The organism is Dyella acidiphila (assembly GCF_014863405.1).
GTDB classification, from domain to species: domain Bacteria; phylum Pseudomonadota; class Gammaproteobacteria; order Xanthomonadales; family Rhodanobacteraceae; genus Dyella_B; species Dyella_B acidiphila.
Genome location: NZ_JACZZA010000008.1, coordinates 102,136 through 128,511, shown reverse-complemented (window position 1 = coordinate 128,511; position 26,376 = coordinate 102,136). Strand labels below are relative to the sequence as shown.

General features: G+C 64.3%; 26 protein-coding genes. 9 read left to right on the top strand and 17 right to left on the bottom strand.

The features are described from left to right. Positions 1–55: 55 nt before the first annotated feature. The 13 genes from IGX34_RS13690 to IGX34_RS13630 form a co-directional block, all read right to left on the bottom strand. Positions 56–1,465, bottom strand: a complete 1,410-nt coding sequence (locus IGX34_RS13690; RefSeq protein WP_192556285.1) for a hypothetical protein — start codon at positions 1,463–1,465, stop codon at positions 56–58. A 10-nt stretch (positions 1,466–1,475) separates the two neighbouring features. Further along, positions 1,476–2,261, bottom strand: coding sequence for a type III secretion HpaP family protein (locus IGX34_RS13685; RefSeq protein WP_192556284.1), 786 nt, complete (start codon positions 2,259–2,261; stop codon positions 1,476–1,478). A gap of 13 nt (positions 2,262–2,274) precedes the next feature. Then, positions 2,275–2,769, bottom strand: coding sequence for a hypothetical protein (locus IGX34_RS13680; RefSeq protein ID WP_192556283.1), 495 nt, complete (start codon positions 2,767–2,769; stop codon positions 2,275–2,277). Beyond that, entirely contained in the window at positions 2,766–4,076 is a 1,311-nt protein-coding gene (locus tag IGX34_RS13675; RefSeq protein WP_425598798.1) for a FliI/YscN family ATPase, read from the bottom strand. Before IGX34_RS13675 ends, IGX34_RS13680 begins: the two co-directional genes overlap by 4 nt. Positions 4,077–4,098: 22 nt before the next feature. Continuing rightward, complete coding sequence (locus IGX34_RS13670; RefSeq protein WP_192556282.1) at positions 4,099–4,737, bottom strand: FliH/SctL family protein; 639 nt, start codon at positions 4,735–4,737, stop codon at positions 4,099–4,101. After that, positions 4,734–5,423, bottom strand: coding sequence for a hypothetical protein (locus tag IGX34_RS13665; RefSeq protein WP_192556281.1), 690 nt, complete (start codon positions 5,421–5,423; stop codon positions 4,734–4,736). The genes IGX34_RS13670 and IGX34_RS13665 overlap by 4 nt, the downstream gene beginning before the upstream one ends. Further along, positions 5,413–6,165, bottom strand: coding sequence for a type III secretion system inner membrane ring lipoprotein SctJ (sctJ, locus tag IGX34_RS13660; RefSeq protein WP_192556280.1), 753 nt, complete (start codon positions 6,163–6,165; stop codon positions 5,413–5,415). Before sctJ ends, IGX34_RS13665 begins: the two co-directional genes overlap by 11 nt. Positions 6,166–6,199: 34 nt before the next feature. After that, the gene (locus IGX34_RS13655) at positions 6,200–6,607 is read right to left on the bottom strand and encodes a hypothetical protein (RefSeq protein ID WP_192556279.1); all 408 of its coding nucleotides are present in this window, start codon (positions 6,605–6,607) and stop codon (positions 6,200–6,202) included. Positions 6,608–6,631: 24 nt separating this feature from the next. After that, entirely contained in the window at positions 6,632–7,027 is a 396-nt protein-coding gene (locus IGX34_RS13650) for a hypothetical protein (RefSeq protein ID WP_225737457.1), read from the bottom strand. Between the two features lie 96 nt (positions 7,028–7,123). Next, positions 7,124–8,458, bottom strand: coding sequence for an FHA domain-containing protein (locus IGX34_RS13645; protein WP_192556278.1), 1,335 nt, complete (start codon positions 8,456–8,458; stop codon positions 7,124–7,126). A gap of 27 nt (positions 8,459–8,485) precedes the next feature. After that, positions 8,486–10,414 (bottom strand): type III secretion system outer membrane ring subunit SctC, encoded by a 1,929-nt coding sequence (gene sctC / locus IGX34_RS13640; protein WP_192556277.1) that lies wholly within the window; start codon positions 10,412–10,414, stop codon positions 8,486–8,488. Positions 10,415–10,507: 93 nt separating this feature from the next. Continuing rightward, positions 10,508–12,571 (bottom strand): type III secretion system export apparatus subunit SctV, encoded by a 2,064-nt coding sequence (gene sctV, locus IGX34_RS13635; protein WP_192556276.1) that lies wholly within the window; start codon positions 12,569–12,571, stop codon positions 10,508–10,510. A 374-nt stretch (positions 12,572–12,945) separates the two neighbouring features. Then, positions 12,946–13,284 (bottom strand): FliO/MopB family protein, encoded by a 339-nt coding sequence (locus IGX34_RS13630; RefSeq protein WP_192556275.1) that lies wholly within the window; start codon positions 13,282–13,284, stop codon positions 12,946–12,948. Positions 13,285–13,595: 311 nt separating this feature from the next. Between IGX34_RS13630 and IGX34_RS13625 the strand changes: the two genes are divergently transcribed. The 6 genes from IGX34_RS13625 to sctT are packed head-to-tail and all read left to right on the top strand — an operon-like array spanning position 13,596 to position 18,029. Further along, positions 13,596–14,687 carry a sensor histidine kinase gene (locus IGX34_RS13625; RefSeq protein ID WP_192556274.1) on the top strand — a complete coding sequence of 364 codons (1,092 nt, stop codon included), beginning with the start codon at positions 13,596–13,598 and terminating at the stop codon, positions 14,685–14,687. Beyond that, positions 14,687–15,283: a response regulator transcription factor gene (locus IGX34_RS13620; protein WP_192556273.1), complete on the top strand. Its 597-nt coding sequence runs from the start codon at positions 14,687–14,689 to the stop codon at positions 15,281–15,283. Before IGX34_RS13625 ends, IGX34_RS13620 begins: the two co-directional genes overlap by 1 nt. Positions 15,284–15,307: 24 nt before the next feature. After that, complete coding sequence (locus IGX34_RS13615) at positions 15,308–16,273, top strand: FliM/FliN family flagellar motor switch protein (RefSeq protein ID WP_192556272.1); 966 nt, start codon at positions 15,308–15,310, stop codon at positions 16,271–16,273. Positions 16,274–16,284: 11 nt separating this feature from the next. Further along, complete coding sequence (gene sctR / locus IGX34_RS13610) at positions 16,285–16,950, top strand: type III secretion system export apparatus subunit SctR (RefSeq protein ID WP_192556271.1); 666 nt, start codon at positions 16,285–16,287, stop codon at positions 16,948–16,950. A gap of 9 nt (positions 16,951–16,959) precedes the next feature. Continuing rightward, positions 16,960–17,226, top strand: a complete 267-nt coding sequence (gene sctS, locus IGX34_RS13605; RefSeq protein ID WP_192556270.1) for a type III secretion system export apparatus subunit SctS — start codon at positions 16,960–16,962, stop codon at positions 17,224–17,226. Further along, positions 17,226–18,029, top strand: a complete 804-nt coding sequence (gene sctT, locus IGX34_RS13600; protein ID WP_192556269.1) for a type III secretion system export apparatus subunit SctT — start codon at positions 17,226–17,228, stop codon at positions 18,027–18,029. The genes sctS and sctT overlap by 1 nt, the downstream gene beginning before the upstream one ends. A gap of 4 nt (positions 18,030–18,033) precedes the next feature. Here the strand turns inward: sctT and sctU are convergent, their stop codons facing one another. Beyond that, a complete protein-coding gene (sctU, locus tag IGX34_RS13595; RefSeq protein ID WP_192556268.1) occupies positions 18,034–19,107 on the bottom strand; it encodes a type III secretion system export apparatus subunit SctU in 1,074 nt (357 codons plus the stop codon). A 156-nt stretch (positions 19,108–19,263) separates the two neighbouring features. Here sctU and IGX34_RS13590 point away from each other — a divergent pair, with 156 nt between their 5' ends. Together IGX34_RS13590 and IGX34_RS13585 are read left to right on the top strand one after the other, a co-directional pair. Next, the gene (locus tag IGX34_RS13590) at positions 19,264–19,542 is read left to right on the top strand and encodes a hypothetical protein (protein WP_192556267.1); all 279 of its coding nucleotides are present in this window, start codon (positions 19,264–19,266) and stop codon (positions 19,540–19,542) included. A 10-nt stretch (positions 19,543–19,552) separates the two neighbouring features. Further along, complete coding sequence (locus IGX34_RS13585; RefSeq protein ID WP_192556266.1) at positions 19,553–20,194, top strand: hypothetical protein; 642 nt, start codon at positions 19,553–19,555, stop codon at positions 20,192–20,194. 223 nt (positions 20,195–20,417) lie between these two features. Here the strand turns inward: IGX34_RS13585 and IGX34_RS13580 are convergent, their stop codons facing one another. From IGX34_RS13580 to IGX34_RS13570, 3 genes are all read right to left on the bottom strand, one after another. Beyond that, positions 20,418–21,047, bottom strand: coding sequence for a GNAT family N-acetyltransferase (locus tag IGX34_RS13580; RefSeq protein ID WP_192556265.1), 630 nt, complete (start codon positions 21,045–21,047; stop codon positions 20,418–20,420). 77 nt (positions 21,048–21,124) lie between these two features. Further along, positions 21,125–21,796 (bottom strand): hypothetical protein, encoded by a 672-nt coding sequence (locus IGX34_RS13575; protein ID WP_192556264.1) that lies wholly within the window; start codon positions 21,794–21,796, stop codon positions 21,125–21,127. Positions 21,797–21,874: 78 nt separating this feature from the next. After that, the gene (locus IGX34_RS13570) at positions 21,875–22,261 is read right to left on the bottom strand and encodes a hypothetical protein (RefSeq protein ID WP_192556263.1); all 387 of its coding nucleotides are present in this window, start codon (positions 22,259–22,261) and stop codon (positions 21,875–21,877) included. 394 nt (positions 22,262–22,655) lie between these two features. Between IGX34_RS13570 and IGX34_RS13565 the strand changes: the two genes are divergently transcribed. Next, the gene (locus IGX34_RS13565) at positions 22,656–25,811 is read left to right on the top strand and encodes a LysM peptidoglycan-binding domain-containing protein (RefSeq protein WP_192556262.1); all 3,156 of its coding nucleotides are present in this window, start codon (positions 22,656–22,658) and stop codon (positions 25,809–25,811) included. The last annotated feature ends 565 nt before the right edge of the window (positions 25,812–26,376 follow it).

The following is a 26,376-nucleotide window of genomic DNA, read 5'->3' as shown; positions in this document are numbered from 1 at the left end:
GTCTTCGTAGCGATATCGTTGGGTTACCCCCGGATCAAGTCCGGGATAACCCAACCTACGGCTTGCCGGCAGTCCACATATAACGCGGCACCTGCCGACTGCGAAACTCCGCCAGATCCACCTGCTTCGGATAACCCCGCGCACCCGCACGCAGCTCACTCCGCGCACCACGCCAATACCGACACCGCCGCGTACGCGCCCGCCGCCGCCGACGCATCGCCGCAATGGCCGCACGACGTCGACGCCCCTGCTCGCGCTGCTCGTCGGTCTGCTCGGCCTGCTCCTTCTCCGCCGGGCTGACGCGCACTTCATCCAGCCCATCGCCGGTACGCCGCGCACTCGGCCGATCTTCTTCACCGATCGGATCGACACGACGCAAGCGATCATTCACCAGCGAAAATTCCATGCTGCGCCCGGCACCGAGATCGACCACCCGTGTGCCGCCAAGATTGACAGCAATGGCGGCCAGCGCCTGCGGATCGATAAACGGCGTTACCTGCGCAGGCGCTGCTCCGGCGGGTGCGATCGACCCAGCTGATTGCGCCGCCAGCATCAACGCCATCATCTGCAGCGTCAGCGGACGGCCATCGGCCGGCAGCACGGAGTTGATCGCCACCGGCGGCATCACACCGATGGTGTTACTCGATACCGCCGTATTCGCGACTGGCCCGGCAAAGCGGCTGGGATCGATCGGCGGTGGCGGGATATCCGAAGAAGGATTGCGCTGGCGGTACGGCGCGTTACCGGCGACAGCATTCGTGCCCTGCCCGGCATTGTTGACACCTACATACGAAAACTGACCGGGCGATGCCGCCGCAACGCGATCGGGATCGAGATTTACAGCTGGCGTTACCGGCACAGCAGCCGGTTCCGGCTGTGCCACCGGTGCCGGCGCAGCAGCAACCGGCTGGGACGATACCGGCACCGGAGCAGGCGCCGGCACACTGATCGGCGCACTCACTACCGGTGCAGCGGGAATGATGCTTACCGTCCAACCATCCTGCTGCTCCGCGCCGACGCTGAGCGATACCTGCGCCTGCGGCATGCTCAGCACATCGAAGGCGAGCGTGGCGGAGCGTGTCGCCGGCAACACCAGCTCGATACCCTGGTTCGACAGCTGCACCACCGGTGCCGGGTTGCTCTGCGGCGGCTGATCCGAAGGTGATGGCGACGGCGCGCTGGGCAGGTAGGCACGATTGCCGACCAGACTCACGCTCTGCATGATCTGCTCGACATGCCCGTCCGGCAATCCGACCACCTGGCTGAGGCTCAGCGGACTGTTCGCCTGCAGCCCCGGATTCACTGCCAGAATCGCATCGACCGGCACATTCAGCACATTCGCCAGGTCGTTCACCGTATTGCCTTGCGACAGCGGAAACAGCAGGGTCATGCCATGGTTTTGCTGGCCCAGGCCGAGCAGGTCCAGGGGATTGCCGACCACTGCTTGCAACAACGAATCCGACATGGGCGAACCATCAAGCCAACAAAGTAGGGGTCACTTCCAGCGTGCCGAGCCGGCTCTGCGCGAAGCGCTCGATCAGCTGCGGCGCCCCTTCGAGCAGACTGCGATAAGCAGAGCTTGAGCGCGTATCGGCGCGCAGCTTCCAGCCGTCGCTGGTGCGGCTCAGCCACAATTCGGTGCCGGGCAGCAGGCCGTCTTTCAGCGTGATCATGATTTCGCGTGCATGCGCCGCGCTGCGGCTGGTGGCATCGGGTACCAGCAACTGCTTCACATGCCGCTCGATCAATTCGGCCAGGGCCGGCGCCACTGCCGCTGCCTGGGTCGCCGCCGCCGGCTGCTGGCTGTTCTGCACCATCGTCTGCTGGGCCAGATGCAGCGCCTGCATGCCGATGTTCGCCGCCTGACTGTCGTCACGGTGGTCGTCCTGCTCATCGCTATCCTCGCCGCTGTCCTGGTCGCGAGCCGCCGGACCGGACAAGGGGCCGCTGGCCTGATTCAACTGCTGCTGCAGCAAGTCGCGCAGCGCCTGCTCCTGGTCCGGCGCGGACTGGCTGTCGCTGACACTGCTATCGCTATCGCTACTGGCGTCGACGCTGACCTCGACCGTGCTTTGCTCGTCGTCCGTATCGCTTTCGCCGTTGCCGCTGTTCGAGCGTTGCGGCTTGCCGTTCATCAGCGTGCGGAACCGCTGCACGTTCTCGTGCTCGCCGTTTACATCGCTCTTGGCATGGCTGTCGCGCACGCCATGCCGGCCGGCCAAGGGATGCGCACTCGACGATGGGGTAGTTGAAGATGGCATATGCATATCGACCTCAGCGTGATCGGGTCTGGCGCAGCATCAGTTCTTCCAGGCCATGCTCCTCGTGCAGGGCCTGCCGGCTGCGCGTCTGGCGCAGCCATTCCTGTTTCAGTTCGCCGAGCGCGTCGAGCTTGTGGTGCGCGCGCTGCCAGGCGGTGGCGGCAAGATCCAGCGCCGCGGCTGCGTCGTCGCGTTCGCGCGTGCGCTGGGCCAGTTCGGCCTGGCATTGCGCGATAAGCTGATCAAGCAAGGCCAGATGATGTTCGTGCCGGCGCATCGCCTCGGCCGTCGGCGCACCCTGCTCGAACAGCTCGCGCCACGAACGCGCGGCAAAGTCCTGGCGTTGCTGCACGGTCTGCGCGCAGCGTTCGGCGGCTTCGGCGCGCTGCTGTTCGGCAGCGCTCCAGTGCGCACGGCAGGCCTTCAGTTCCGCCTCCAGTTTGCGCAGGCGCATGCCACGCACCGTGCACAACGGCTCAAGCGGAAATTTGCCGGTGCCATCGCTCATGTGCAGACTCCACTCAAGCGCTGCAGCGTGGCACTGAAATCGGCATGCTCATGCGTGTCCTGCCGCAGCAGTTGGTTGATGGCGTCGATGCGCGCGATGGCCGTATCGGCATCCGCGTCACCGCCCGGTTTGTATTCGCCCAGTTGCAACAGCATCTCGATCTCGCGGTATTTGGCCAGATAGCGCCGCAGCAGGCCGGCCGCGCGCTGATGGGTCGAGGTGGTTACGCGCGGCATCAGGCGGCTGGCGCTGGCCAGCACGTCGATCGCCGGATAATGGCTGCCCTGCGCCAGGCGGCGCGACAGATAGATATGCCCATCGAGGATCGAACGCACTTCCTCGGCAATCGGATCGCCGCCGTCCTCGTCTTCCATCAGCACGGTGTAGAAGGCGGTGATCGAACCCTTGTCGTTATTGCCCGCGCGCTCGAACAAGCGCGGTAGCGCGGAAAAGACCGACGGCGTAAAGCCGCGCCGTGCCGGCGGCTCGCCCATCGCCAGGCCCACGTCGCGCAAGGCGCGCGCGAAGCGCGTGACCGAATCCATCATCAGCAGCACGTTCATGCCGGCATCGCGGAAATATTCGGCAATCGCCGTACCCAGCCACGCCACGCGACTGCGTTCCAGCGCCGGCCGATCCGAGGTGGCAACCACCAGCACGCTGCGCCGCAGCCCTTCCTCGCCGAGACTGTCGTGCAGAAACTCGCCCACTTCGCGGCCGCGCTCGCCGACCAGCACAATCACATTCACGTCCGACTGTGCGTGGCGCGCCAGCATGCCGAGCAAGGTGCTCTTGCCGCCGCCGGCCATCGCGAAAATGCCGGTGCGCTGGCCGCGGCCGATGGTCAGCGCCGCGTCGATCGCACGCACGCCGGTGGGCAGCGGCTGTTCGATGGTCTGCCGCGCGAACGGATTCGGCGAGGCCGCGTACAAGGGCACACGCTCGACCTCCAGCAGCGGGCCGAGCCCATCCAGCGGCTCGCCATGCGCATCGATCACCCGGCCCAGCAAACTGCGGCCGGCCGGCGCAGTGGCCTGCTTGCCGGTCGCCGTCACCGTGGTTGCGGTGGAAATGCCTTCCAATGGCCCCAGCGGCGTCAGCAGCGTCTGCTGCTGCGATACGCCGACCACTTCGGCCGGCATGCTGAAACCCGTATCGCCCTGCTCCAGCAAACACAGCTCACCGATCGCCGCACGCACGCCGGTGGCGCGCACCAGGGTGCCGTAGGCTTCGGCCACGCGGCCCACGTGCTGCAAGGTGTCGCGCCGGCTCAGTGCGCGCAGCAGCGGATCCTCGCCCGGCGGCAGCAGGCTTTCCTCGCTGGGCGATTCAGGCGTCCGGACGTTCACGCCGTCCTCCGCTGCTCTTTTCGGCGGCGGCCAGAATCACCCGCGCCTGTTCGAGCTGCTCGTTGAAACCCGCGCGCACGATGCCGCCGGCCGATTCGATGATGCAGTCGAAGCGGTCCAGATTCGGATCGCCGATGATTTCAATATCCGGCGCAGCGGCCGCGCCCAAGGCAGAAACTTCGCTGCGTGCCTGCGCCACTACATCGGGATGGATGCGTACCAGCAGATGCGGTTCGAATACCAGTTTCTGCATCGCCTCGGCCACCAGCGAAGCAACGATGCGCTCCGCGCCGATTGCCGGTGCAATGTGCTTGACCACGCCAATGGCGATATCGCCGGCGCGCTTGCGCAGTTCCGCGGTGGCCGCGGCGCGTGCCTCGACCAATGCCTGCAGGGCGTCGGCGCACTCGCGCAGGCCGGCTTCGCGCCCTTCGATGCGCCCGTCGCGCCGCGCCTCGGCGAAGATCTGCTCGCGCTCGATTTCCGCCTGGCGCAGCAAGGCATTGGCCTGTTCCACGATGCGCTGCGCTTCGTCCAGCGAGGTCCACGCCGCTGCCGGAATGACGCCGGCATCGACGTACAGCTGGAAGCGTTCGCGCTCGGTGACCAGCGCGTTCATACGCTGCCCTCCTCCTCGGCCATGGCCAGCGCAGCGGCCGCCGCATCCAACGCCTGCTGCGCCGCCAGCAACGCAGACAATGCCGACGCCGGCAACCAGGTATCCACTTTGCACGGCCGCGCCGGCACTTGGGCATAGGCCAATACCAGGCGCGCCGCGAGGTCCGGGTGCTGGCGCTCGGCATGGCCGATAAATTCGATCTGGCCGCGCTCGTACAGCTCGGCGTTCAAAGCCTGCGCATCGCAGCCGCAGCGCTGCAGCACCGCTTCGCCCATATGCCGCACCGCTTCCGGCGCGCCATCCGGCCAGGGGTTGGCACGCTGCGCGCGCTGCCAATGGTCGGTGCCCAGCGCACCGCGCACGAACAGCACGGCGCTGCGTTCCACGATCATGCGCAAGGCCGGCCCCAGGGCGATCGCACCCAGCTCCTGGGTAAACGCCTGCAGCCGCGCCTGCGGCCAGTGCAGCCAGGGCTCGGCGTCTTCAAAGCACTGCCAGCGTTCCTGCTCCGGCGCAAACACCTCCGGCGCATGGCGCAACGCCGCGCGCACCAGATGCCGGCGGCCGGCCGGCGACTGCCGTGCCCGTTGCAGCAAGGCCTCGGGCAGGTCGCCGCAATAGGCCGCATGCGTGGCATCGAGCAACGCCCGCGCATGCCGCTGCCGTACCGTGCTTTCAACGTTCATGCGACATGCTCGTGCGGGTCAGCGTACGCGAACGCCCACCCAGCAAGGCGCCGCGATTGCGCCACAACAGCACGATCGCCAGCAGCAATACCAGCCCGGCAGTGCCCAGCATCGCCAGCGAAGTGACATCGCTGCGTGCGAAGCCGCCGCTGGCTGCCGCCTGCGGCAATTCGGTCGGCGCGCGCTGGAAGAACTGCACGGTGACGCGACTGGGATCGGTCAGCCCGTCGGTGCCGTTCATCACTGCCGCCTTGATATCCGGCGCACGTCCTTCGATGCCGGCATTCGGGCGGGTGATGATCACCACCGAGGCCGAGCCGCTGGGCGGTTTGTCGTCGATCGGACTCTTGTCGGGAATCGACAGGTACACGTACGCATCGACCACGCCGTCGAACTGCCGCAGCGTGTGGCCCAGCTGTTGCTCGCGGGCGTAGATAAAGCGCTGCTTGTCCTCTTGCGGCGAGGACACGAAGCCGTCCTTCTTGTAGATCTGGCTGATGTTGTCGGTGCTCTGGTGCGGCAGTCCCTCATCGCGCAGCACCGCCACCGCGGCCGGCATGTCGCGGCGATCCAGCACCACCTGCCAGCCCTCGCCGCGTTCGGCCTGGCGCTTGTCCGCATCGATGTTGTTGTTGAGCAGGGCCGCAACCACCTCGTTGGCCTGCTGCTCGTCGAGCTTGTTGTACAAGACTTCGCGCGAACAGCCGGCCAGCAGCCCCAATGCAAGCATCAGGGCTGCCATGCGCCAGATCGTCCGTTTACCCATTGCGGCCACCTCAGGATTGCTGGCGGAACAACTGCTGCACGCCATCCGAACTGCGATTGGCGACGTTCGAGGTGAGCTCCGCCTGGAACACCATTTCCTGGCAGCGCATGGTCATGTCCATGATCTGCCCGGGCTTGAGGTCGCTGGCGCTGCTGCTCATCTCATTGGCCAGCTTGCCCAGCTGGGTGGCGTGGCCGTTGAGCGAATCGAACTGGTTCAACACCACCTTGATGCCGGCCGACAACTCCTGCGGCACCGGCGTAACCTGCTCGGCCTGGCTGACACTCGCTGGCGCGGCATCGGCGAAGCTCTGGCGGAACTTGGCCACGTCGTCGACGTGCGCCGGCGGCTGCGCCGCCGGGGTTTGCGTCGCGTTGAAATCGGCGACGTTGACCATCTGGGTCGGAAGCACGTTCATGGGAAGACCTCCTGATGACTGCGCTTACGACTGCTTCTGGCCAAGCGTGCTCAGCGCCTGCCCGACGGCATTGGTCGAGGTCGATGCACTGGTCGACAGGAACTGCATCTTCAAGCTCTCCGCAGTGAGCTGGGTCAGCACCGAAGGATTGTCCGAACCGCTGCTGGCGGTGCTGCTACCGGTGCTGCCGGTCTGTCCGGTGGCGCTGGCGTCGCTGCCGTCGCTGACCTGGTTGGACAAGGCGGTGACCTTGTTCGCTTGCTGGTCGAGCGCATTGCCCCAGGCCTTGGCCAGGGCTTCGAACCAGCTGTTGGACTGGTCGGTGCTGACGGTGGTCTGGCCGGCCGATGCCGCACCATTGGAGATCATGGTGTTGAGGAACTGGCTGTTGCTGTCGGTGGAATTGATCGCACTGCTCATGGTCGTCTCCTGCCTGGTGAAGGGGGCCTCACGGATGGGCGGGCTCCGGGGGAATCGAAGCGGCCTGGCATGGTCGCGTCGACAATTGCTCGGTCTTCAACGATGCGCGGTGGCCGGCGCCTCCGCTGCGGGTTGTTGGTGGGTGGCTTGCGTCGGCACGGCGGCAGCGGATGTCGCTGCGCTGGCGGCAGGTGCCGGCGCGCTGCTGCTGGGCGCGGCCTGGATCAGCCGCGCCATGTCGACCGAATCCATATCGCCCAGCGGATGCGGCGCGGTGTATTTGTCTTCCTTGTCCAGCTGCATGTAGCTGTTGTCGGGCATGCGCAGCAGGACGTTGTCGTCGGCCGTCACACCGACGAATACGCCGCCTTCCGGCAAGGCGCTGCCCGGGTAATAGCGCGACTGGTCGCGCGTCACCACATAGCTGTCATCGCCGCTGTTGACATGCAGAATGCGCTTGCCCTCATCCAGCTTGGGTGCGGCAGGCTTGTGTTCGTCGTAGTTGCGCAGCGCCAGGCTGAGGCCGACATCGCTATTGAGGTTCTGCATGTCGGTCGAACCCAGCACGTCTTTCTTCACCTTGTCGGCGTTGTCGTTGTCGCCGAAATGGCCATCGACTTCGATCAGGCCCTGGTCCAGCAACTGCGTTTCCACCGGATAGCCGTGCATGGCGAAGATATCCTTCACCTGCTTGGCCACGCTGGGCCAGTCGCGCACGGTCAATTCGGTGGTGAGGCCAGCCTGCGAAAGCTTTTCACGCAGCTCCGGCAATTGCGCGGCATTGCCCACTACCCCATGCACCACCAGCCGGTCGCCGTCGCTCACGTCGGCCACCACATGGCGCAGCGACATCTGATGCAGAATCGTGCGCACTGCCGCCAGCTGCTCGGTCGCGCTGCGCGGCTGCACCACTGACGGATGGCTGACCTTCCAGCTGCCCAGCAATACCAGGATCGCGAACGCCAGCAGCAGGCCGGTAATCGCCAGCACGCCGCGGCGGCGGCTGGCCAGTTGTTGCTGCATCGCCGCGGCGGCAACGCCATGCTCGGCCGCTTCGTCCAGGCTCAGCCAGCGCTCGCTCCAGTGCGGTCCCACCGCGAACTGCACCTGGCCCAGCTGCACCATCGCGAAATGGTCCAGCGTGATGTTCTCGCCTTCGGCCACCGTCCTGTCCTGCGCGGACACCGCGCCGCTCAATGCACGCAGCAGCACCTGGTCGCCGACCACGGTCAGCACGCAATGGTGATCGCGAATCTCCGCATCGCCCAGGATCAGGTCGCAATCGTCCGCCGCGCCGATCATCAGGATGCCGCGTTCGGGCAAACGGAATTCCGCGCCCGCATGCACGCCGCTGAACACGCGCAGGCGCAACTGCACGCGTGGCGACGGCGGCGCCACGCTATGCGTTCGATGGACGGGCTGGCTGCTCATGGCACTGCGGCGAAAACGCTGCCTCGTTTAGCGTGCACTGGGCACGGTAGTGGTCGTGGTGGTGGTGATCACCGGCTGCGCTACCGGCGCCGGCGATGCCTGCGGCTGCACGCTCGGCGGCGGCCCATCGAAGCGGCCGAAGCCGATGCGCTTGGTGTCCTGGTCGTCGATCTGCTGCTGCGATTCGATCGTCACCTTGTTCGAACTGGGCGTTTCCTGCCCGCTGATGCGATTGAGCGCAATCAGCCGCGGGGTAATCAGGAACAATCGCTCGATATGCTCGCGCTGCTTCTGCACCGTCTTGAACAGATAGCCGATCAGCGGGATATCGCCGAGCACCGGAATCTTCTGCGTGGTGTTGCTGCCGTTGTCCTGGATCAGGCCACCAAGCAGCAGGCCCTGCCCATCCTCGATCACTGCCTGCGTATTGACCGAGTTATTGGCGACGATCGGATATTGCACATCCTGCGAATCGGCTTGCGAGTAGGTGATGCTGCCGTCGTCAATCTGCACGTTCATGCGGATGTGCACGCCGGTGCTGTCCGTCACCAGATGCGGCGTTACGCGCAGCGTCGTACCGGCCACCACGTTGTACAGGTCGGAGTTGTAGGCACCGGATACCGGCACATAGACGGTCTGGTTGCTCTGGATCACCGCCTCGGTGTCGTTCATGGTAATCACCTGCGGATGCGTGACGATATGCGTCACATCGTCGGCTTCCAGTGCATCCACGTTGGCGATGAAGTGGCCGGGATCGCCCAGGATCGTGCCGAGCTGTCCGCCGCCGCCGAACAGGCTGGCCAGCTGGCCCAGCAGTTCGCCGTTCTTGCCGCCGGCCAGCGCCGCGGCCAGCGCCAGCTTGGTTGCGTCGCTGGCTGGGGAATTATTCGGGCCGTTGCTGGTAAAGCCGGCAGTGATGCCTGCATTGCGATAGAACCAGTTGACGCCCAGCGAGCGCGCCCTCTGTTTGTCCACATCGATGATGGTCGCTTCGATCTCCACCATCTGCGGCGCGACATCCAGTTGCCGGATCAGCTCGTCGTACATCGGCAGGCGGTCGGCGGTGTCGCGCACGATGATCGCGTTGCGGAAGCTGTCGGCGACGATGCGGCTGCCGCCTTGGCCATTGATGGCCTGCACATTGTTCTGCGCCACCGGCGCGGAGGCCGGATCGTTCGCGGCGCCCTGGTCATCATTGTTCTGCACCGGCACGGTGTAGTCGCCCAGCGGCGGTGGCGGCTGCTGGCCCATGCCGGCCAACCCTTGTCCGCGCAGCCCTTGCTGGCGCGCCGACAGCAGGCGCTCGCGCGCACCGCTGAACGAATCGGAGCCGGCTTCGCCGACCAGCTCGCGCAGCACCGTGGCCACGCCCGGCACCGTCACCTGGCGATTGCCGACGGTCATGGTGGTATCGGAGGCCCACGCGTATTTCAGCGGATAGAACTTGAAGCGCATGCTGGGATTCACGCCCAGGCCGGCGATGGTCTGCGCCATCTGCTTCACTTGTTCGACGAAACGCTTGCTGCCGGTAATCGTCACCAGGCCGGTGCTCGGCTCCAGCCGCCAGATATCGCCGCTGGCCGCATCGGCCCAATTCACACTGGCCATGGCGGCGAGAAACTGTTGTTCCACCGGCAACGGCACGCTGGCGTAGTCGGTCTGGCGCTCGGTGTTGAGGTACACGTACACCGCCGAACCGTCCCAGTACGCAAACAAGCCGTTGCTATCGGCGAGCTTGCGCCATACCTGCGCATAAGTGCCCTTGAAGTCGCCATTGAGCGTGCCCGAGCGCGCCGCCACCTGCGGGCTCATCACCACTTCCAGGCCCTGGTCGTGGAAGAAGTCTGGCAGAAAATCGTGCAAGGTCTTGTCGGCCTGGATTTCCACCATGCCTTTCTTGAACGGAATCGGCGACGCGAACGCTGCCGTCGCGCACAACAGCAGGCCTAGCAGCATGAGTGGAATCACCACCCGCCGGCCCTGTCCCGCACTCCGTCCACCCCTGATTTGTCGCATCATGAAAGTGTTCCGCTCCAAGCCAAGGCAGCCTCACGCCGCCAGTTGTCCGACCGGCACCAGACGCAGGTCCGGCACCAGTTCCTGATAAGAGAGCACGGGTATGTCGGCGTATTCGGCTTCCGTCAGCTTGCGCAGGTGACGGCGCACGTCGGTGGAACTGAGCATCACGAAGGCCGCGCCATGCTCGCCGCCGGCGTGATCGCCGATCTGCGCCAGCAGGCGCGCAGCCAGTTCCGGCTCCACCGCCAACTGCGCACCGGCCGGGCCGTTGTGCACCGAGCGGCGCAGGCGTTCTTCCAGTTCGGGGCGCGCGACCAGCACGCGCAGCACATGCTCGTCGTCGGCGTAGCGGTAGCTGATATGCCGGCGCAGCGACATGCGCACATGCTCGGCCACCAGCACGATGTCTTTCTCGCGGCTGGCGGCGTCGGTAATCGCCTCGAACACATCGCGCAGCTGGCGGATCGGCACGCGTTCTTCCACCAGCCGCTTCAGCACGTCGGCCACGCGCTGCGGCGACACCACGCGCAGCATCTCGCGCACCAGGTCCGGGTAATCGCGGCTCAGGCCGTTGGAGAGATTGGACGTTTCCTGGATGCCGACGAACAGCGACAGATGCCGTTCCAGCGCCAGCCGGATATGTTCGCGCAGCATCTCCGGCGGCTCCAGTGCACGCGCCGCGTGATTGCCGTCGCGCGCCACCCAACGTCCCGGGAAATTGCTGCTGCCTTCCTTCACCAGCGCGCCCTCGCCCTGGGTCTGTGCGGGCAAGGCCGCACGCCCCGGCAAGAACACCGCCTCGGACTGCAGCACGCCGAAACCGATGCGCACACCGTAGGCGTACAGCGCATAGCCTTGCTCGGGCAGGTTCAGTCCGGCACGCAAGGCCGGCTTGGGCAGCGGTACGCCATATTCCTCGCGCAAGCCACCTACCACCTGGCGAAACAGATTGCGCACCTGGGCACTACCCAGCGCCTGCAGCGCGGACATGTTCACTTCCAGCAGCAACGCCGGCGGCGGCAGCAGCGCATCGGTATCGGCCACATCCGGCGGCAGCAGCTCGGCCTGGCTCTCAGGCACCTTGAACACCTTGCGCAACAAGCCCACCCGCTCGCGCATGCGCCACGAGGCCACGCCCACCATCAATGCACCGATCGGCAGAAACACCAGCGCCGGAAAGCCCGGCACCAGCATCATGCCCAGCGCAATGCAGCCCACGATCATCATCACCCGCGGCTCGTTGGAAATCTGCCTGGCGATAATCGCGCCGAGATTGCGATCCTCCTCGTCACCGGCGGTACGCGTCACGATCAGGCCGGCGGAAATTGAAGCCAGCAAGGCCGGGATCTGCGCCACCAGCCCGTCGCCGATGGTCAGCACGCTATACGTATGCATCGCATCGTCCAGGCTCATGTCGTGCATCAGCACACCCACGCCCAGGCCGCCCAGCAAATTGATGATGATGATCACCATGCCGGCGATAGCATCGCCCTTGACGAACTTCATTGCGCCATCGAGCGAGCCGTGCAGCTGGCTTTCCACTTCCAGCAGGCGGCGCCGACGGCGTGCCTCGTCTTTTTCCAGCAGGCCCGAGCGCAGGTCCGAATCGATCGACAACTGCTTGCCCGGCATCGCATCCAGCGAGAAACGCGCCGCTACTTCGGCGACGCGCTCGGCGCCCTTGGCCACCACGATGAACTGCACCACGGTGATGATCAGGAATACAACCAGGCCGACAATCAAATTGCCGCCGACCACCAGGTTGCCGAAGGTATCGATGATGCGGCCGCCATCGGCATTGAGCAGAATCGAGCGGGTAATCGCGATCGACAGCGCCAGGCGGAACAGCGTGGTCAGCAGCAGCACGCTGGGGAAACTGGAGAATGCCACCGGCGCGGGAATATAGATGGCGACCAGCAGCAGCCCCACGCCGATCAGCATGTTCAAGGCGACCAGCGCATCGATGCCTACCATCGGCAGCGGCAGGATCATCAGGCCGATGATCGCCACCACCCCGGCGACCAACACCAGGTCGCTATAGCTGCGCGACCTGCCCGTGGAGCCAAGCCGCGAAAGAATCGACTCGAGCGCCATTACGTGCTGGTCCTGTCGGCATAACGCATACGACGCGCTCGCCACTGCCGCGACGCGCTGATGTCAATGCGAAGTGAAACGCAGGTGGCCAACACGCACGACTCCGGCAGTACAAACGCGAAGCAGAGCGGCGTGCGCCACTCCATGTCTTCTTGCCGTCGCCAACGTTCCATATTGCGATACGCATGGCCGATGCCCCCTGTCGGCAATCGGTAAAAGCGAACCTACCAGCGTTTATAAAAACCGAAACCTAGGGGAGACCCTAGGTTCGACATTCAGCAAAATGAATATAAAAAAGTATCGACAGTAACTTTTAAAATTGCGCGCCTCCTCGCACGCTCAACGTGATTTTCGTCGCGTCCATCACGAAAAATTCATCCGCCTGGTGGCGATGTATCGATTGCATGCAATTCAGCCAGCAGCTCGATTTTGTTGGACGTTACGCCGATCAATAGCCGCCGGCCCTGCGCATCGAGCACCACAACGCGCTCGCGCGCACCGACTGCAACGGCCTGCACCAGCTTCACCGGACCGCTTCCGCCAAGGGTTTTTCCGCGCTTTAACCACCACAACATCGCCAGCAGACATGCCGATACCGCAAGCAGCGGCACCAGCAGTCCTATTAGCAAACTACTGCGTTCTGTTGTGTCGGCAGCGAATGCAGCGCCTGGCCAAGCTAGGCTGACAAGCACATTGCATAGTATTTTTTTCATGGGCATTATCCGCATCCTGATGAAGACAGCTTGATGATTCGTCGGCACGAAACATAGCACCGCGAGCTGTTCGCCAATCCAGCCGAAGCGTTATTCCCTCCGCTTCACTGGTACCGCCCAATCAAAGCTAATTGGTACTTAAACAAACCAAGTTAGATGGCTTAGGCTTCTGCTGATCCGCCATTGTTATTGTTCGTGCGCCAATCGGGCGCACGGCGTGGGGTTATGGCGGGTCTTGCGTATGTCAGATAGCTGCTGTCATTCCGGCGCAAGCCGGATTCGGCCGCCAGCTTGTTCAAGGATAGGTGACCATGCCTGTGGCGCGAATCGACCGCAAACAAAACCCCGTCGGCATTGCATCCGCGGCGCAAGCACAGGGCCATGCGCTGATCGAAGCGTTGCCGTGGCCGTGCATCGTGTTCCAGCGCGAGCCTGATAGCATGCTGACGTGCAATGCCGCATTCCGCGCGGAATTTCCACAGCACGGCGCGGTTGCATCGCGCCAGGCGTTCGAACGTATGTTCGAGGCCACCGGCGGCCAGGGCGGCTCGCCGATCTACTACGCACCGGATACGCGCCGTTGGTATCGCATGGAACACAGCGAGCTGCCGCTCGGCGATCGCGCCGATGCGCTGTTCCTGATCAATATCAGCGAATGCATCGAAGTGCTGCGCCGTCACCGAGCGCAGCACGAACAGCTGTTATCCACCTCGCGCACCATGAGCGTGGGCGAAATGGCCACCACGCTGGCGCATGAGTTGAACCAGCCGCTGTCGGCCGCGATCAATTATCTGGCCGGCTGCGAGCAGATCGTCGACGGCGAAGCGCAGGACAGTCGCCTGCGCCAGGGCATCCACCTGGCCAAGCGCCAGACCGAACGCGCCGCGCAGATCATCGGCAGCATCCGTGAATTCGTGCGCAGCCGCGAACCGCACCGGCGCAATCTCGATGCACGCCAGCTGATCCAGGACGTGATCGAGCTGCTGCGGCTGGAGACCGAGCAATACCAGGTGAGCATCGTCAGCGACGTGGCCGAGCAGTTGCCGCCGATCTTTGCCGACCGCGTGATGATCGAGCAGGTGCTGCTCAACCTGATCAAAAACGCGATGGAAGCCATGCACGAAACGCCACCGGCGCGCCGGCGCATCCATATCGCGGCGCGGCTGGATTACGACGGCATGGTGGAGATCCGCGTCAGCGACCAGGGCTGCGGCATCGATGCCAACGGCATGCAGCAGTTGTTTACGCCGATGTACACCACCAAGCCCGACGGCCTGGGCATCGGCCTGGCCATCTGCCGCTCCATCGTCGAATACCACGAAGGCCGCCTGTTCGCCGAACCCAATCCCGATAACGCCCCGGGCGCGGCACTGATATTCACCGTGCCGCGAGGACTGGCTTGATGACGGCCACGCTCGACAGCCGCGTCTATCTGGTCGACGACCACCAGGAGTTCCGCCAATCCTGCATCTGGATCCTGGAGCAGGCCAATTTCCAGGTACGCGATTTTCCCAACGCGCTCGCGCTGTTGAAAGAACTGGCGCGCGAGGCGCCGCCGGCGCGCTGCTGCATCGTCAGCGATATCCGCATGCCCGGCATGAGCGGCCTGGAATTGCAGACCGAGCTGGTACATCGCGGGCTGTCGATACCGCTGATCTTCGTCACCGGCCACGGCGATGTCCCGCTGGCGGTGGATGCGATGCGCCACGGCGCGGCCAATTTCATCGAGAAGCCGTTCGATGCGCCGCTGCTGATCGACGCGATCCAGACCGCACTGGCCCATCACGCCCCGCAAACCGCGTCCACCGCGCTGGCCAGCCTGACCCGCCGCGAGCGGCAGGTGCTGGACGGCATCATGAGCGGCAAGCTCAACAAGGTCATTGCCGACGAACTCAGCATCAGCCCGAAAACCGTGGAGCTGCATCGCTCCAACCTGATGGCCAAGCTGGGCGCCCACAACGTGGTGGAGCTGACCCGCGTGGTACTGGGCCAGAACTAGATGCTGCGCGAAACGGCCATCATCATGGATCACACCCCAGCCAGCGGCGACACCGCGGACGCGCTCAGCGAAGCCGCCCGCGCCTTGCTCACGCGCGGCAATCTGCTGCTGCAAAACGAGTGCGGCGCACTGAGCCTGCGCGCAGGCGTCGGCCAGCGCCATGCCGCTACGCTCGCCTGCGTACAGTTGGACAGCGCGCAGGGCCGCCTGCTGATCGCGCTGGAACGCGAGCAGCTCAACGCGCCACTCGGCGATGCGCAATGGCAGGACTACGTAGGCGAAGCGCGCCTGCTCGCCTGGTCGCTGGCGCACGAGCCGCTGTTGGATGCGCTGGGCCGTGTGTTCGGCGGCGGCTATGTCGCCACCCGTTTTTTCGCCGCTGGCGCGGATCTCGCCTGCCTGTGGCTGAAGCTTGACTGGCAGGACGACGCCGGCCAGTCGCTGCAAGGCTGGCTCGGACTGGGCGTGGCCGAAACCTGCCTGCTGGCCGCCTGCACAGCATGGAAGCGCGATCCCTCCACGCTCTCCCTGCTCGGCGATGCCACCGAACTGGGCCTGGAATTGCTGCTGCAGGGACGTCCGCTCACACCGGCAGCAGTCGCGGCCTTGCATACCGGCGACGTGCTGCTGCTCGGCGACGGCGCCGAAGGCGAAGCGCTGTTGCAGCCGGATCCGCACACCGCACGCTGCATGTTCGGTCTGCCCGCCGGCTGGACCGTGCAGCGCCGGCACGGGCAATGGATGATCGCCGCCAGGCCGCTGCTGGCCAGCAGCGTGGATGCACAGCGTCCGCACTGTCGCCTGGCCCGGCTCACACTGAGCCCGCACCAAGTGGAAGCGCTCAAGCCGGGCAGCATGCTGAGCTACGACACCACCCTGCTCGGCAACCCGGTCGAGATTCTGCTCGGCGGCGCATGCATCGGCAGCGGCGTGCTGGTGGCGCTGGGCTCGTGGCTGGGCGTACGCATCGGCGATGACGCCCCACACTAAGGACGCGATCCGTGGATTTCAGTAGCTTCTCGCCTGCCCTGATCATCACCGTTGTCGTCGCACTGGCGATGGCGCCGTTCGTGGCGGTGATGGTCACGTCCTTCACCAAGATCGTGGTGGTGCTGAGCTTGCTGCGCAATGCGCTGGGCTTGCAGCAGGTGCCGCCGAACGTGGTGCTCAACGGATTGGCGATCATCTTGTCGGTGTACGTGATGAACCCGGTGATCATGGACACCTACTCCAGCGTGCAGACGCAAATGAGTACACAGGCGCCGGGGCCCATGACCATGGACAAGCTCAGCGCGGTGGTGCAGGCCGGCAAGGAACCGCTGCGGCAATTCCTGATCAAGCACAGCCATGCCACCGAGCGCGATTTCTTCCTGCAAAGCGCCAAGCGGCTGCTGCCGCCGGACCGGCAGGCGGATCTCACGCCGAACGACTACATCGTGATCATGCCGGCCTTCACCGTGAGCGAACTCACCCAGGCCTTCCAGATCGGCTTTCTGCTGTTCCTGCCGTTTCTGGTGATCGACCTGGTGGTGGCCAATATCCTGCTGGCAATGGGCATGATGATGTTGTCGCCCACCATGGTGTCGCTGCCGTTCAAGCTGTTGCTGTTCATCCTGCTCAGCGGCTGGGCCAAGCTGGTGCACGGCCTGGTGCTCACCTACCAATAGGAGCAGCGCATGTACGACCAGGAAATCCAGCTTGCGCGCGAAGCCCTGTGGCTGGTGCTGGCCTTGTCCGCGCCGCCGATCCTGGCTGCCGCGATCGCCGGCCTGATCGTGGCGTTTCTGCAGGCCGCCACGCAGATCCAGGAGCAGACCTTTCCGTATGCGGTGAAATTCATGGTGGTAGTGATTGCCTTGCTCGGCACCGCGGCGATGCTCGGCGGCACCTTGTTCAAATTCGCCGATCGCTTGTTCAGCGATTTTCCGGGCATGCTCAGTTGATGCCGGCGCCGATGGCCCCGTTGTCGATCGAATATCTCGGCAACCAGCTCAATGGCGTGGCGCTGACCTTGCCGCGCATCGTCGCCGCCTTCCTGGTGCTGCCGCTGATGACCTCGGACACCGTGCCGGCGCTGGTGCGCAACAGCTTCTATGTCAGCCTGGCGATCCTGGTCTATCCGCTGGCCGCGGCAGCCAGTCCCAGCACCACCATCATGGCCGGCGCCAGTTGGACCCTGGTGCTGGGCAAGGAGATTTTCGTCGGGCTGCTGATCGGCTTCTGCTTCGGCACGGTGTTCTGGGCGCTGGGCGCGGCCGGCAGCGTAATGGACACCAAGGCCGGCGCATCGATGGCGATGGAAATGGATCCGGTCGCCGGCGAGCAAAGCACCATCACCAGCGTCTTCCTCATGCAGGTGGCGACCTGGCTATTTATGGTCAGCGGCGCCTTCATGGTGTTTCTGGATCTGCTGATGTCCAGCTACGTGATCTGGCCGGTCGCCAGCATGCTGCCGCCGCTCAAACCCGGCGGCATGGAATTCTTCGTCGGGCAATTCAATTACCTGATGACCGCCGTGCTGGTGTTTTCGGCGCCGGCGCTGGTGGTGATGTCGCTGGTGGATATCGCGCTGGGCCTGGTCAATCGCTATGCGCAGCAATTGAATGTGTTCGCCCTGGCGATGCCGATCAAATCGTGGCTGTCCAGCTGGGTGCTGCTGCTGGCGCTGGGCGCGATGATCGAGATGGTGATGCGCAAGCTGTATGAAAATCGCGATCTGCTGAGCGAGCTCAAGCGCATTCTGTAAATACTTATTTACCGTCGCGCGATTCGCGGATCGATTCGGCCCAGCGCAGCAACTCCGCCACTGCCTCGAAGAAGTCGCCCGGCAGGTACTCGTCCACTTCCACCTTTTCGTACAGGCCGCGCGCCAGCGTCACATTGCGCATGATCGGCACGCCCGCCTCTTCCGCCGCCTGGCGGATCAGCGCCGCTTCGTGATCCTCGCCCTTGGCCACGATCACCGGCAGATCGTCCTCGCCCTGCTGGTAGCGAATCGCAATCGCCAGATGGGTGGGATTGGTCACCACCACGCTGGCCTTGCGCACGCCGGCCAGGGTGTTCTGCTGCGACCACTCCTGATGCAGTTGGCGGCGGCGCGACTTGATCATCGGATCGCCTTCGTTCTCCTTCAGCTCCTGCTTGATCTCGCGCCGGCTCATTTTCATTTTCTTGTTGAAGGCGTAGCGCTGGTAAAACACATCCAGCGCCGAGACAAAGAAAAACACGAAAATCACGCCGGTCGCCAGGCGCTTCACCGCAATCCACAAAGCTTCGCCCATCGCTGCCGGCGGCGCGTAAGGCAAATCCACCAACTGGCCGATCAGCGCAAACAGCACCCACGCGAACAAGCCGATCAACAAACTGCTTTTCACCACCGCCTTGACCAGCTCAACCAGGTTCTCCTGCGAGAACAGCCGCTTGATGCCTTCGGCCGGATTCATGCGGCTGAGATCGGGCTTGATCTTCTTGGGCGCGAACACCGGCCCCACCTGCAGAAATTCCACCAGCACGCCGAACGCCATCGCGCCCAGCAGCAGCGGCACGGTAAGCCATAGAAACGTGATGCCGGCGGCCCAGCCGATATTGTGCAAAGCCTGGTCGAAGGGCTGCTGCATGCCTTGCATGATGGTGTCGAACAAGCCATCCAGCCGCGCGCGGATCAGCGGCATGCCCATCATCACCATCAGCAGCCACGCCAGCACCAAGGCGGTGCTGGTCAGCTCGCGGCTTTTGTGGACGTCACCGTCCTTGCGCGCATCGCGCAGCCGCTTGGCAGTCGGTTTTTCGGTGCGATCGCCGCTGTCCTTGTTCTGCCCCGCCATCTGTCACCCGCCGTGCGTTATTCAGCTTCGGGTCAACGCAACGCAAGCTTTTTGCGTTTCCCGGCGAACCAACGCATAGAAGTGTGCGACGCGCCACCGGCAGCCGCCACCTAGGGAATCCCCCAGCTACCGCGGCCGCGCAGGAGACCTACACTGGTGACACGCATCGAATCCAATCTAAGCGCCATGAACCTTAGCGAGCTTCCATCGCGCCTGCTGCCTCCTGCGGGAGCCGAGGCGGGCGCGGTCCAGGCAGCAGGCCGGAGCGTATCGGCCCAGCTGCATGCGGCCACCGGCAATCAATTGCTGGAGCTGGATGTGTGGGGCAACACCGGTGCTGCCGAGCGCGTGCTGGGCACGCCCGCCGCACTCAACGCGCCCTCCACGGTTCAGCTTGATCAACTCGCTCATCACATCCTCGCGCCGCTAGGCTGATGCAGCAGGCATGTCCGCCCAGCTGCAATCCTTAGCCGAACCGCTGCTGGAAACCACGCGGCGGTTGGTGCATGCCCTGCAACAAGAGCCCTCGACCGAACTGCGCCTGGCGCTGGCCAAGCGCATCGTGCGCCAGTTGGGCGATGAGGCGTATCCGGTATTCCTGAAGATGCTGCTGATCGTCGCCGAGAGCGAAGACGCCGCCGCCAAGCAATGCGTGGCCGACCTGCTCGCCGCAGCGGCACAACGCATGGATCTGCCGGCCGGACAACTGAGCGCATGGGGCAGTTCCTACGGCTCCGTGCAACGCCGCCGCCTGCTTGGCCCGATCGAATACCTCACCGTGTGGTACTGCCAGCAAACGCAGCGGCCGATGCTCGACAAGGCCCTCTACGCCGACGCCATGCGCAAACTGCTGGCGCTGTTCGAACTCAATCCGCAGCTGCGTGCGCACTATGCCGGCAAGCTTGAGGCGGAAGTCGGCAGCGAACTGGAAGGCACTTATACGCGCGAAACGCGCGATATTCTCGGCCGCCTCGCGCAACGCTGGCGGCAGGCCGGCAGCACGCCGGATGACGTTGTACAGGCAGCCATTCGCGGCACTGCGGCCGTTACGCCAATGCCGCCAGGCTGGGTCGTCCACCAACTCTAACCCACCCCACGACCGTAGGTTGGGTTACCCCGGACTTGATCCGGGGGTAACCCAACGATGTCGTTACGAAGAAAGATCGTTGCGTTACTAACCCACTCTCGACCGTAGACCGTAGGTTGGGTTAGCGCAGCGTAACCCAACGATGCCGCTTCGTAGCGAATTCGTTGGGTTACGCTGCGCTAACCCAACCTACGTGTTGCTAAGTGCGACCTATGTGCGAACGCTAGTGCGCCACTGCGGCACTACGCTCCCGCCACGTCGCCACATCCAGCGCATAGCACTGCGCCAGCTGCCGCCGATGCTCGCACAGCCCCAGATCGCGAAACCCAAGGCGCAAGGCAATCCGCCGCACGCGCCGATGTTCCGGATGGCAATAGCCCAGCAAGCGCGGCACGCCCACTACGTCGAACGCCTGCCGACACAGCAGATGCGTGCCTTCGATCGCATACCAGCGCCCCCACGCCTCCGGCTTCAGCCGCACATGAATTTCCAGATCGTCGCTACCCTGCACCGGCAGCAGCGACAGCAAGCCGACAAACGTGCCGTCCAGCGCCTCCGCACGCCACGCACCGAGCCCGCGCGCACCGGCATACAGGCGATGCACACAGGCCACGATCGCGGCCACGTCGATAAAACGCGTGGGGCTGTCCATCAGCAAGGGATACGCGCTGGTCTGCGCGAACAGCCCGCTGAGTTGGGGAATATCGTCGTAGTCGAGCGGCAACAGCCGCATCCGTCGCGACTGCGCCACCACCAGCCCTGGCACCGCACGACGCACGCGGCCATCCGCAGCGCTGCGAAAGCTCTCGGCAGACCCCAACGACGGCTCGCTCTGGAATGGATCAGGCGCCATGACAGTCCCGTTCTCCTTGCCGTGCATTACGCCTGCAAGCAGGCGCCGCGCCTAGCTGGGAATTTCCCTAGGAAAGCTCATTCCGCCGCCGGCACGTAATCCTCGTCGCCGATATGCAGCAGCTTGCCGCCATCGGCGTAAAAGAACAGCTGTGCCTGACTGCCGTCGTCGTAGCGCAGGTCGATTGCGTAGTCGTGAACCTGGTAATGACCGCTGCGCGCGCTGTTGGCGGTGGTCGAAGCGCCCGGCGAGATCAGCCCGCCGCTGCCGCTGTAGCTGAAGCTGCCATCCGGCGAAAACTGATACGTATTGCTGCGCATAAACGAGGCATGCCCGCCGGCAATCGCCGTACCGCCGCCACCCACATGCTTGTAGCTACCCTGCAGGCTCATACCCGCGGCCGCCGGCGGCAGGCATTGCGCGCTCACCATCGGATTGCGGCCCGGCATGCTCAGCGCCTTGTCGCCGCCCTGTGCTGTCCAGCTGCCCCAGCGGCGCGCTTCGCTCTCGCGCGATTGCACCGGGTCGATCAGCTCCGGCGCCAGCTTGGGATTCTCATAAGCGCTGCCGTCCTTCAACAACAGATACGGGCGCCAGGTCGGCAGGCGCATGCCGCCTACGCCGATCCTGAAAGCCTTCACCAGGCACACACCTTCCATATCGCTGCTGCCCAGGCCTGCCGCCTGCGCATGCAGCGGCAACAACAGGCCGGCGGCCAACAGGAATACCCAACCGCGCAAAGTAAACATGGGATGCGAGTCCATCAGCACATAAAAAGAAAGCCGGGATACGCGCAGTATCCCGGCCCCTGGATTCACATGGCGTGATTACTGCTTCTGCACCATCGTATCGAGCGACTGGCCCAGCGTCTTGATGATGTTGTTGAAGGCATCCATCATCTGGCTGAATTCTTCCGCTTCCGCACTCAGCTGGGTGGTCTGGCCCGGATCGTCCGAGTTGACGTTGCCGGCATTGGTCTTGAGCGTGTTGGCCGCCTGGTTCAACTTGTCGCCGAGCGCCTTGGCCAGCGCTTCCAGCCAGCCGCCCGAACCGCCGCTGCTACTGCTGTTCATCAGCATATTGATCAGCGGCTCGGATGCGTCTTGCTGGAAATTGCTCAGCGCGTTGCGCACCACTTCGGTGGCTTCCGCACGAGTCATGCCGGCGCTGGCAAGCGTATTGACGGATGAAGCGTAGATGGGGGAGACAGTCATGGTTTTGCCCTCTGCAAGGATGGGGAGTCGCAAATCGACCGATCGTGCTGCGTCGGATCCGCGCCTGGCCTCCCTGCCTGCGACACATCCAGCACTGATGAAGATCGGTAGTAAGGCGGTCCAGAGCTGCCAGACCTTGGCGAAGTATCAAAAGCCGCCTGCCGCAGGCCAACTAGGCCGAACCCTAGGCTAGGGTTTTCCCCATGCCCGCAAGCGATGTTCTTGCGATCGCAACATTTCGCCACGGCCCCAGGGAAAACCCTAATTGCTGCACGCACGCGCGCGGCCGATGCTCATGCTGTGTCGAACACGGGCGATCCCCATCGCCGTCACCCCACTCGATTGCTACGTGCGCCGCTGGCCAGGCATGGCCAGTACACCGAGGAGTTCCGCCATGACCATCTACGCCATTGGAGGCGGCAGCTACACCCCGCCGCAGCAACCCGCACCCAAGCCCGCCACCTATCAGGTGAAAGCCGGCGATTCGCTGGAAAGCATCGCCCAGGCCAATCACACCACGGTGCAGGCGCTGGCCCAGCTCAATCAGCTGGATCTGGATCACCCGCATGCCGTGGTGATCCGCCCTGGCCAGGAGCTGCAATTGCCAGCGCCGTCGGATGACAGCGATACGGCAGCCAGCGATCCCGTGGTGCAGGCGCTCAACAACTACGAGCAAGTTGCCACCAGCACGCGCAACAGCGAATACATAGCCGCGCATTCGGGCAACAATCCGGGCGATCCGGGGCTGCAATTGAATCTCGACCAGGCGCAGACCAAGCTCAACCAGGCGCTGGAATTCCAGGCCGCCGCCAACCAGCGCGCCGGTGCCGCGCCCGACGCGAACGAGATCAACAGCCTGGTGCAGCACTATGGCGCTCTCGCATCATTTGCCAACAACGGTTCGGCACAAACCGGACTGAACCAGGCCGCCAGCACGTTGAATGCGCCCCAGGCGACCAGCGTGGACCAGATCTTCAGCCAGGTATCCGCGCCTTCGGCCGACAACAGCAATCTGGGCACGCGCGAAAACCAGTTCGCCAACGCCCTGGCCGGTCAGCCGCCGGATGTAGTCGCCGCCGTGCGCAACGATCCGCGCTACCAGCCGCTGTTGAACCAGTTTGTCGACGCCACCGTCAGCAGCAGCGCCAACCTGCCGCCGCAAGGCAGCGGCACCGGCGCCGTGGCCAACTGGGAAAACCAGGCACAGCAGAATCTCTCCGATCTGGCTGACATGGTGAATGGGCGCCCGGGCCTCTATAACGGCCTGCCGCCGAGCATTGCCGCGGATATCGTCAAACTGCCGCAGACGCAGCAGCTGATTTCCAATGTATTGACCAGCACCCTGCCCCCCGGCGCGCAAGCCGGTGCCGCCGGCCAGCAACAACTGCAAACCTGGCTGGGCCGCAATTTCCAATCGATGTCGCGCATCGCCGATTCGCTCGGCAGCAACACGCCCGCAGCCACTCAATTCACCCAGCAGACTGCGCAGCAGATCGTCGGCGCGCTACAAGCAGCCAACGTGCCGCCCAGTGCGTATTCGCAATATCTGAATCTGACCGCCGAACTCGGTGCGCCGCCCACCGATATCAATACGCAGGCATCGCCCGCACTGGCCATCGCCATCGCCCAGCAAGTGCAGGCCGGCGGCGACAGCAAAGACGCGCAAGGCATCATCAACGACGTTTGCTCGGCCGTGAACAATGTCGCCACCTCCAGCGGCAGCTATACCACCAGCGTCACACAGGCCTTGAGCGACTACCAAAGCAAAACCGCCGACCTCAACTGGCTGGTCTCCAACTTCGGCGCCAACGCCTCGCAGCAGCAACTCAATACCGCGGTGCAGAACTACATCAACCAGCAGGGGCCTGCCTGGCAAAGCGCGTACAAGCAGGATCAGATTACGCTGCAGAACTCCGGGCAGTTTCTGGCCAACGACATCACTCAGCTGGAAAACCTGCCGCCCGGACTGAAGAGCTCGCAGGTGGACTCCACCTTGAAGAGCCTGGCCGGCAACAGTTCCGTGCAGCAGGCGCTGGGCTTCGCGCTGCAAAGAAATCCCACCGCCGTGCTGGGCACGGATGGTTCGCAGGCGAATGCGCTGCTGCAATTCCTCGGCACCGCGAAAACGCTGGGCGGTGGCGTCACCGGCGGCTCCAGCCTGGCCGGCGCCATCGCGCAGACGTATATGCAGACGCAGTACCAGCCCCAGTTGCTGGCCAGCTTGTCCGGTCTTACGCCGGGCACGCCGCAATTCAGCCAGGCGGTGCGCAACAGCCTGGAGAGTTTCGTACAGCAGCACCCGACCATGGCCAGCCTTACCGGCATCAACGAAGAGAACATCACCAAGCTCTCGCAGCTGTTCCAGCCCGGCGCCGCCGGCGAAGACATGGAAGCCACCGTTACCGGCAACCTCAAGCAATTCGCCAGCAACGCCCAGCCGATGACCAAGAGCCTGGCCTTGACGCTCAGCACCTTCGGCCTGCTCAAGGACAGCATCACCGCCTATAACAGCCCCAGCGCCGGCAATGTGTTCAGCGCCTGCTGCGATGCGCTGGGCCTGTCCAAGAGCGTGGCCGGCACCGTCTTCAACAACGCCAGCCCCAGCAACCCGTTCCTCAAATCGATTGCCGCCTTCGGCGACGGCAGCAATGCCATGGGCCAGCTCACCGGCAAGCTGCTCAACAGCGTCGGCCTGATCACCAATCTGCAAAGCCTCGGCAGCGACCTCAGCGGCGGCAATACCGTCGGCACGGTGAGCGTGGGCATGAACCTCGCCGCCAGCGGCCTGAAATCCGACACGGTCGAGAGCGCGCTGATGGCACTGGGCGCACGCGGCATCATCACCGACAGCGCCGCCAGCTTCCTCGATCCGATTGCCGGTGCGCTGATGTGGGGTTCCAGCCTGATCTCGGTAGGCCAGCTGTTTTTCAGCGGCGGCGCGCATCCGCCCAGCATCACCACCCAGCAGAGCTTCCTCAAGGATCTGGGCTACGGCGGCCTCAGCCAGAATGCGCAATGGGATCTGCTGGCGCAGACCAGCAACAATCCTTCGCTCAGCACGCCGGGCAGCAGCCCGCTGATGCTGCTGACCAAGTACGCGCAGGACAAGGGCTACAACCTGCAGAACGCCGACCAGCGCAACGCCTTCGTCAACTGGGTCAACCAGCTGGCCGCCACACCCGATGCCAACGCCCTCAGCGGCGCCCACACCATCAACGGCCAGACACCCAACCAGCTCGATTCGCTGGTGCAGAACCTCAACGCCGAGCTGGATTACAGCAAGGGCAATATCAGCAACTTCGCCGCCACCAACGCAGCCAGCGACCAGAACTTCAATCAGGCGATGAGTCAGACGGGCCGTTTCAGCGATGTGGCCAATCTCGGCGGCGTCGATGGCGTGCAGGACAATGCCTACGCCGTCGGCAACAACGATCACGTCATCACGGTGGCACCGCGCTCGGGCGATATCGGGGTGATTGCGCCGCAGTCGGCGTATCAGATCGATCAGTTGCTGAAGGTGATCGGCGCCGATCAGCTACCGGCGGCGTAGTTGCAGGAACGCTGTCACAGCGCAACGCGGCAAGCCGGTGCAAGCACGTTGCATCGGCTTCACCCGCGATATCGGCTGGGCGCCACGCCAAAGTAGCGAGTAAACGCGGCACCGAATGCTGCCTGGCGGAGATAGCCGCAACCCGCCACGCCGGGACACTCACTCGGCGGTGCACCACCGTTCCAAGACGCGCCTCAAGCAACGGTGGATTCGGGCCGCGCTGTGTAGGTGTTACGCACAGCTTTGTCAGCCAATGTCCTACATACGTCCCAGGCGGTGCCTTGTTATGGTGTGGCGTCGTCGGTGTATTCACCCGCAGAGGTACCGCCGACGATGCTTGCAGCGATGCAAGGCTGCGCGGGCCGTGGGAGTAGACGCTCCCACGACCCGCTAAACCACAACCAACTTCAAAGGAGTTGATCATGGCCTGCCCGGATCATACGGCACCTACGTGCCCCCTCGACCATCGTGGTCGAATTTTCGACGTCACCTCACCGCCTGCCGAGGCGCTCCCATGGCAACAGCCGCGCCGCGGTGTGCGGCGTCCCGAGCCGCCGCCGGAGGA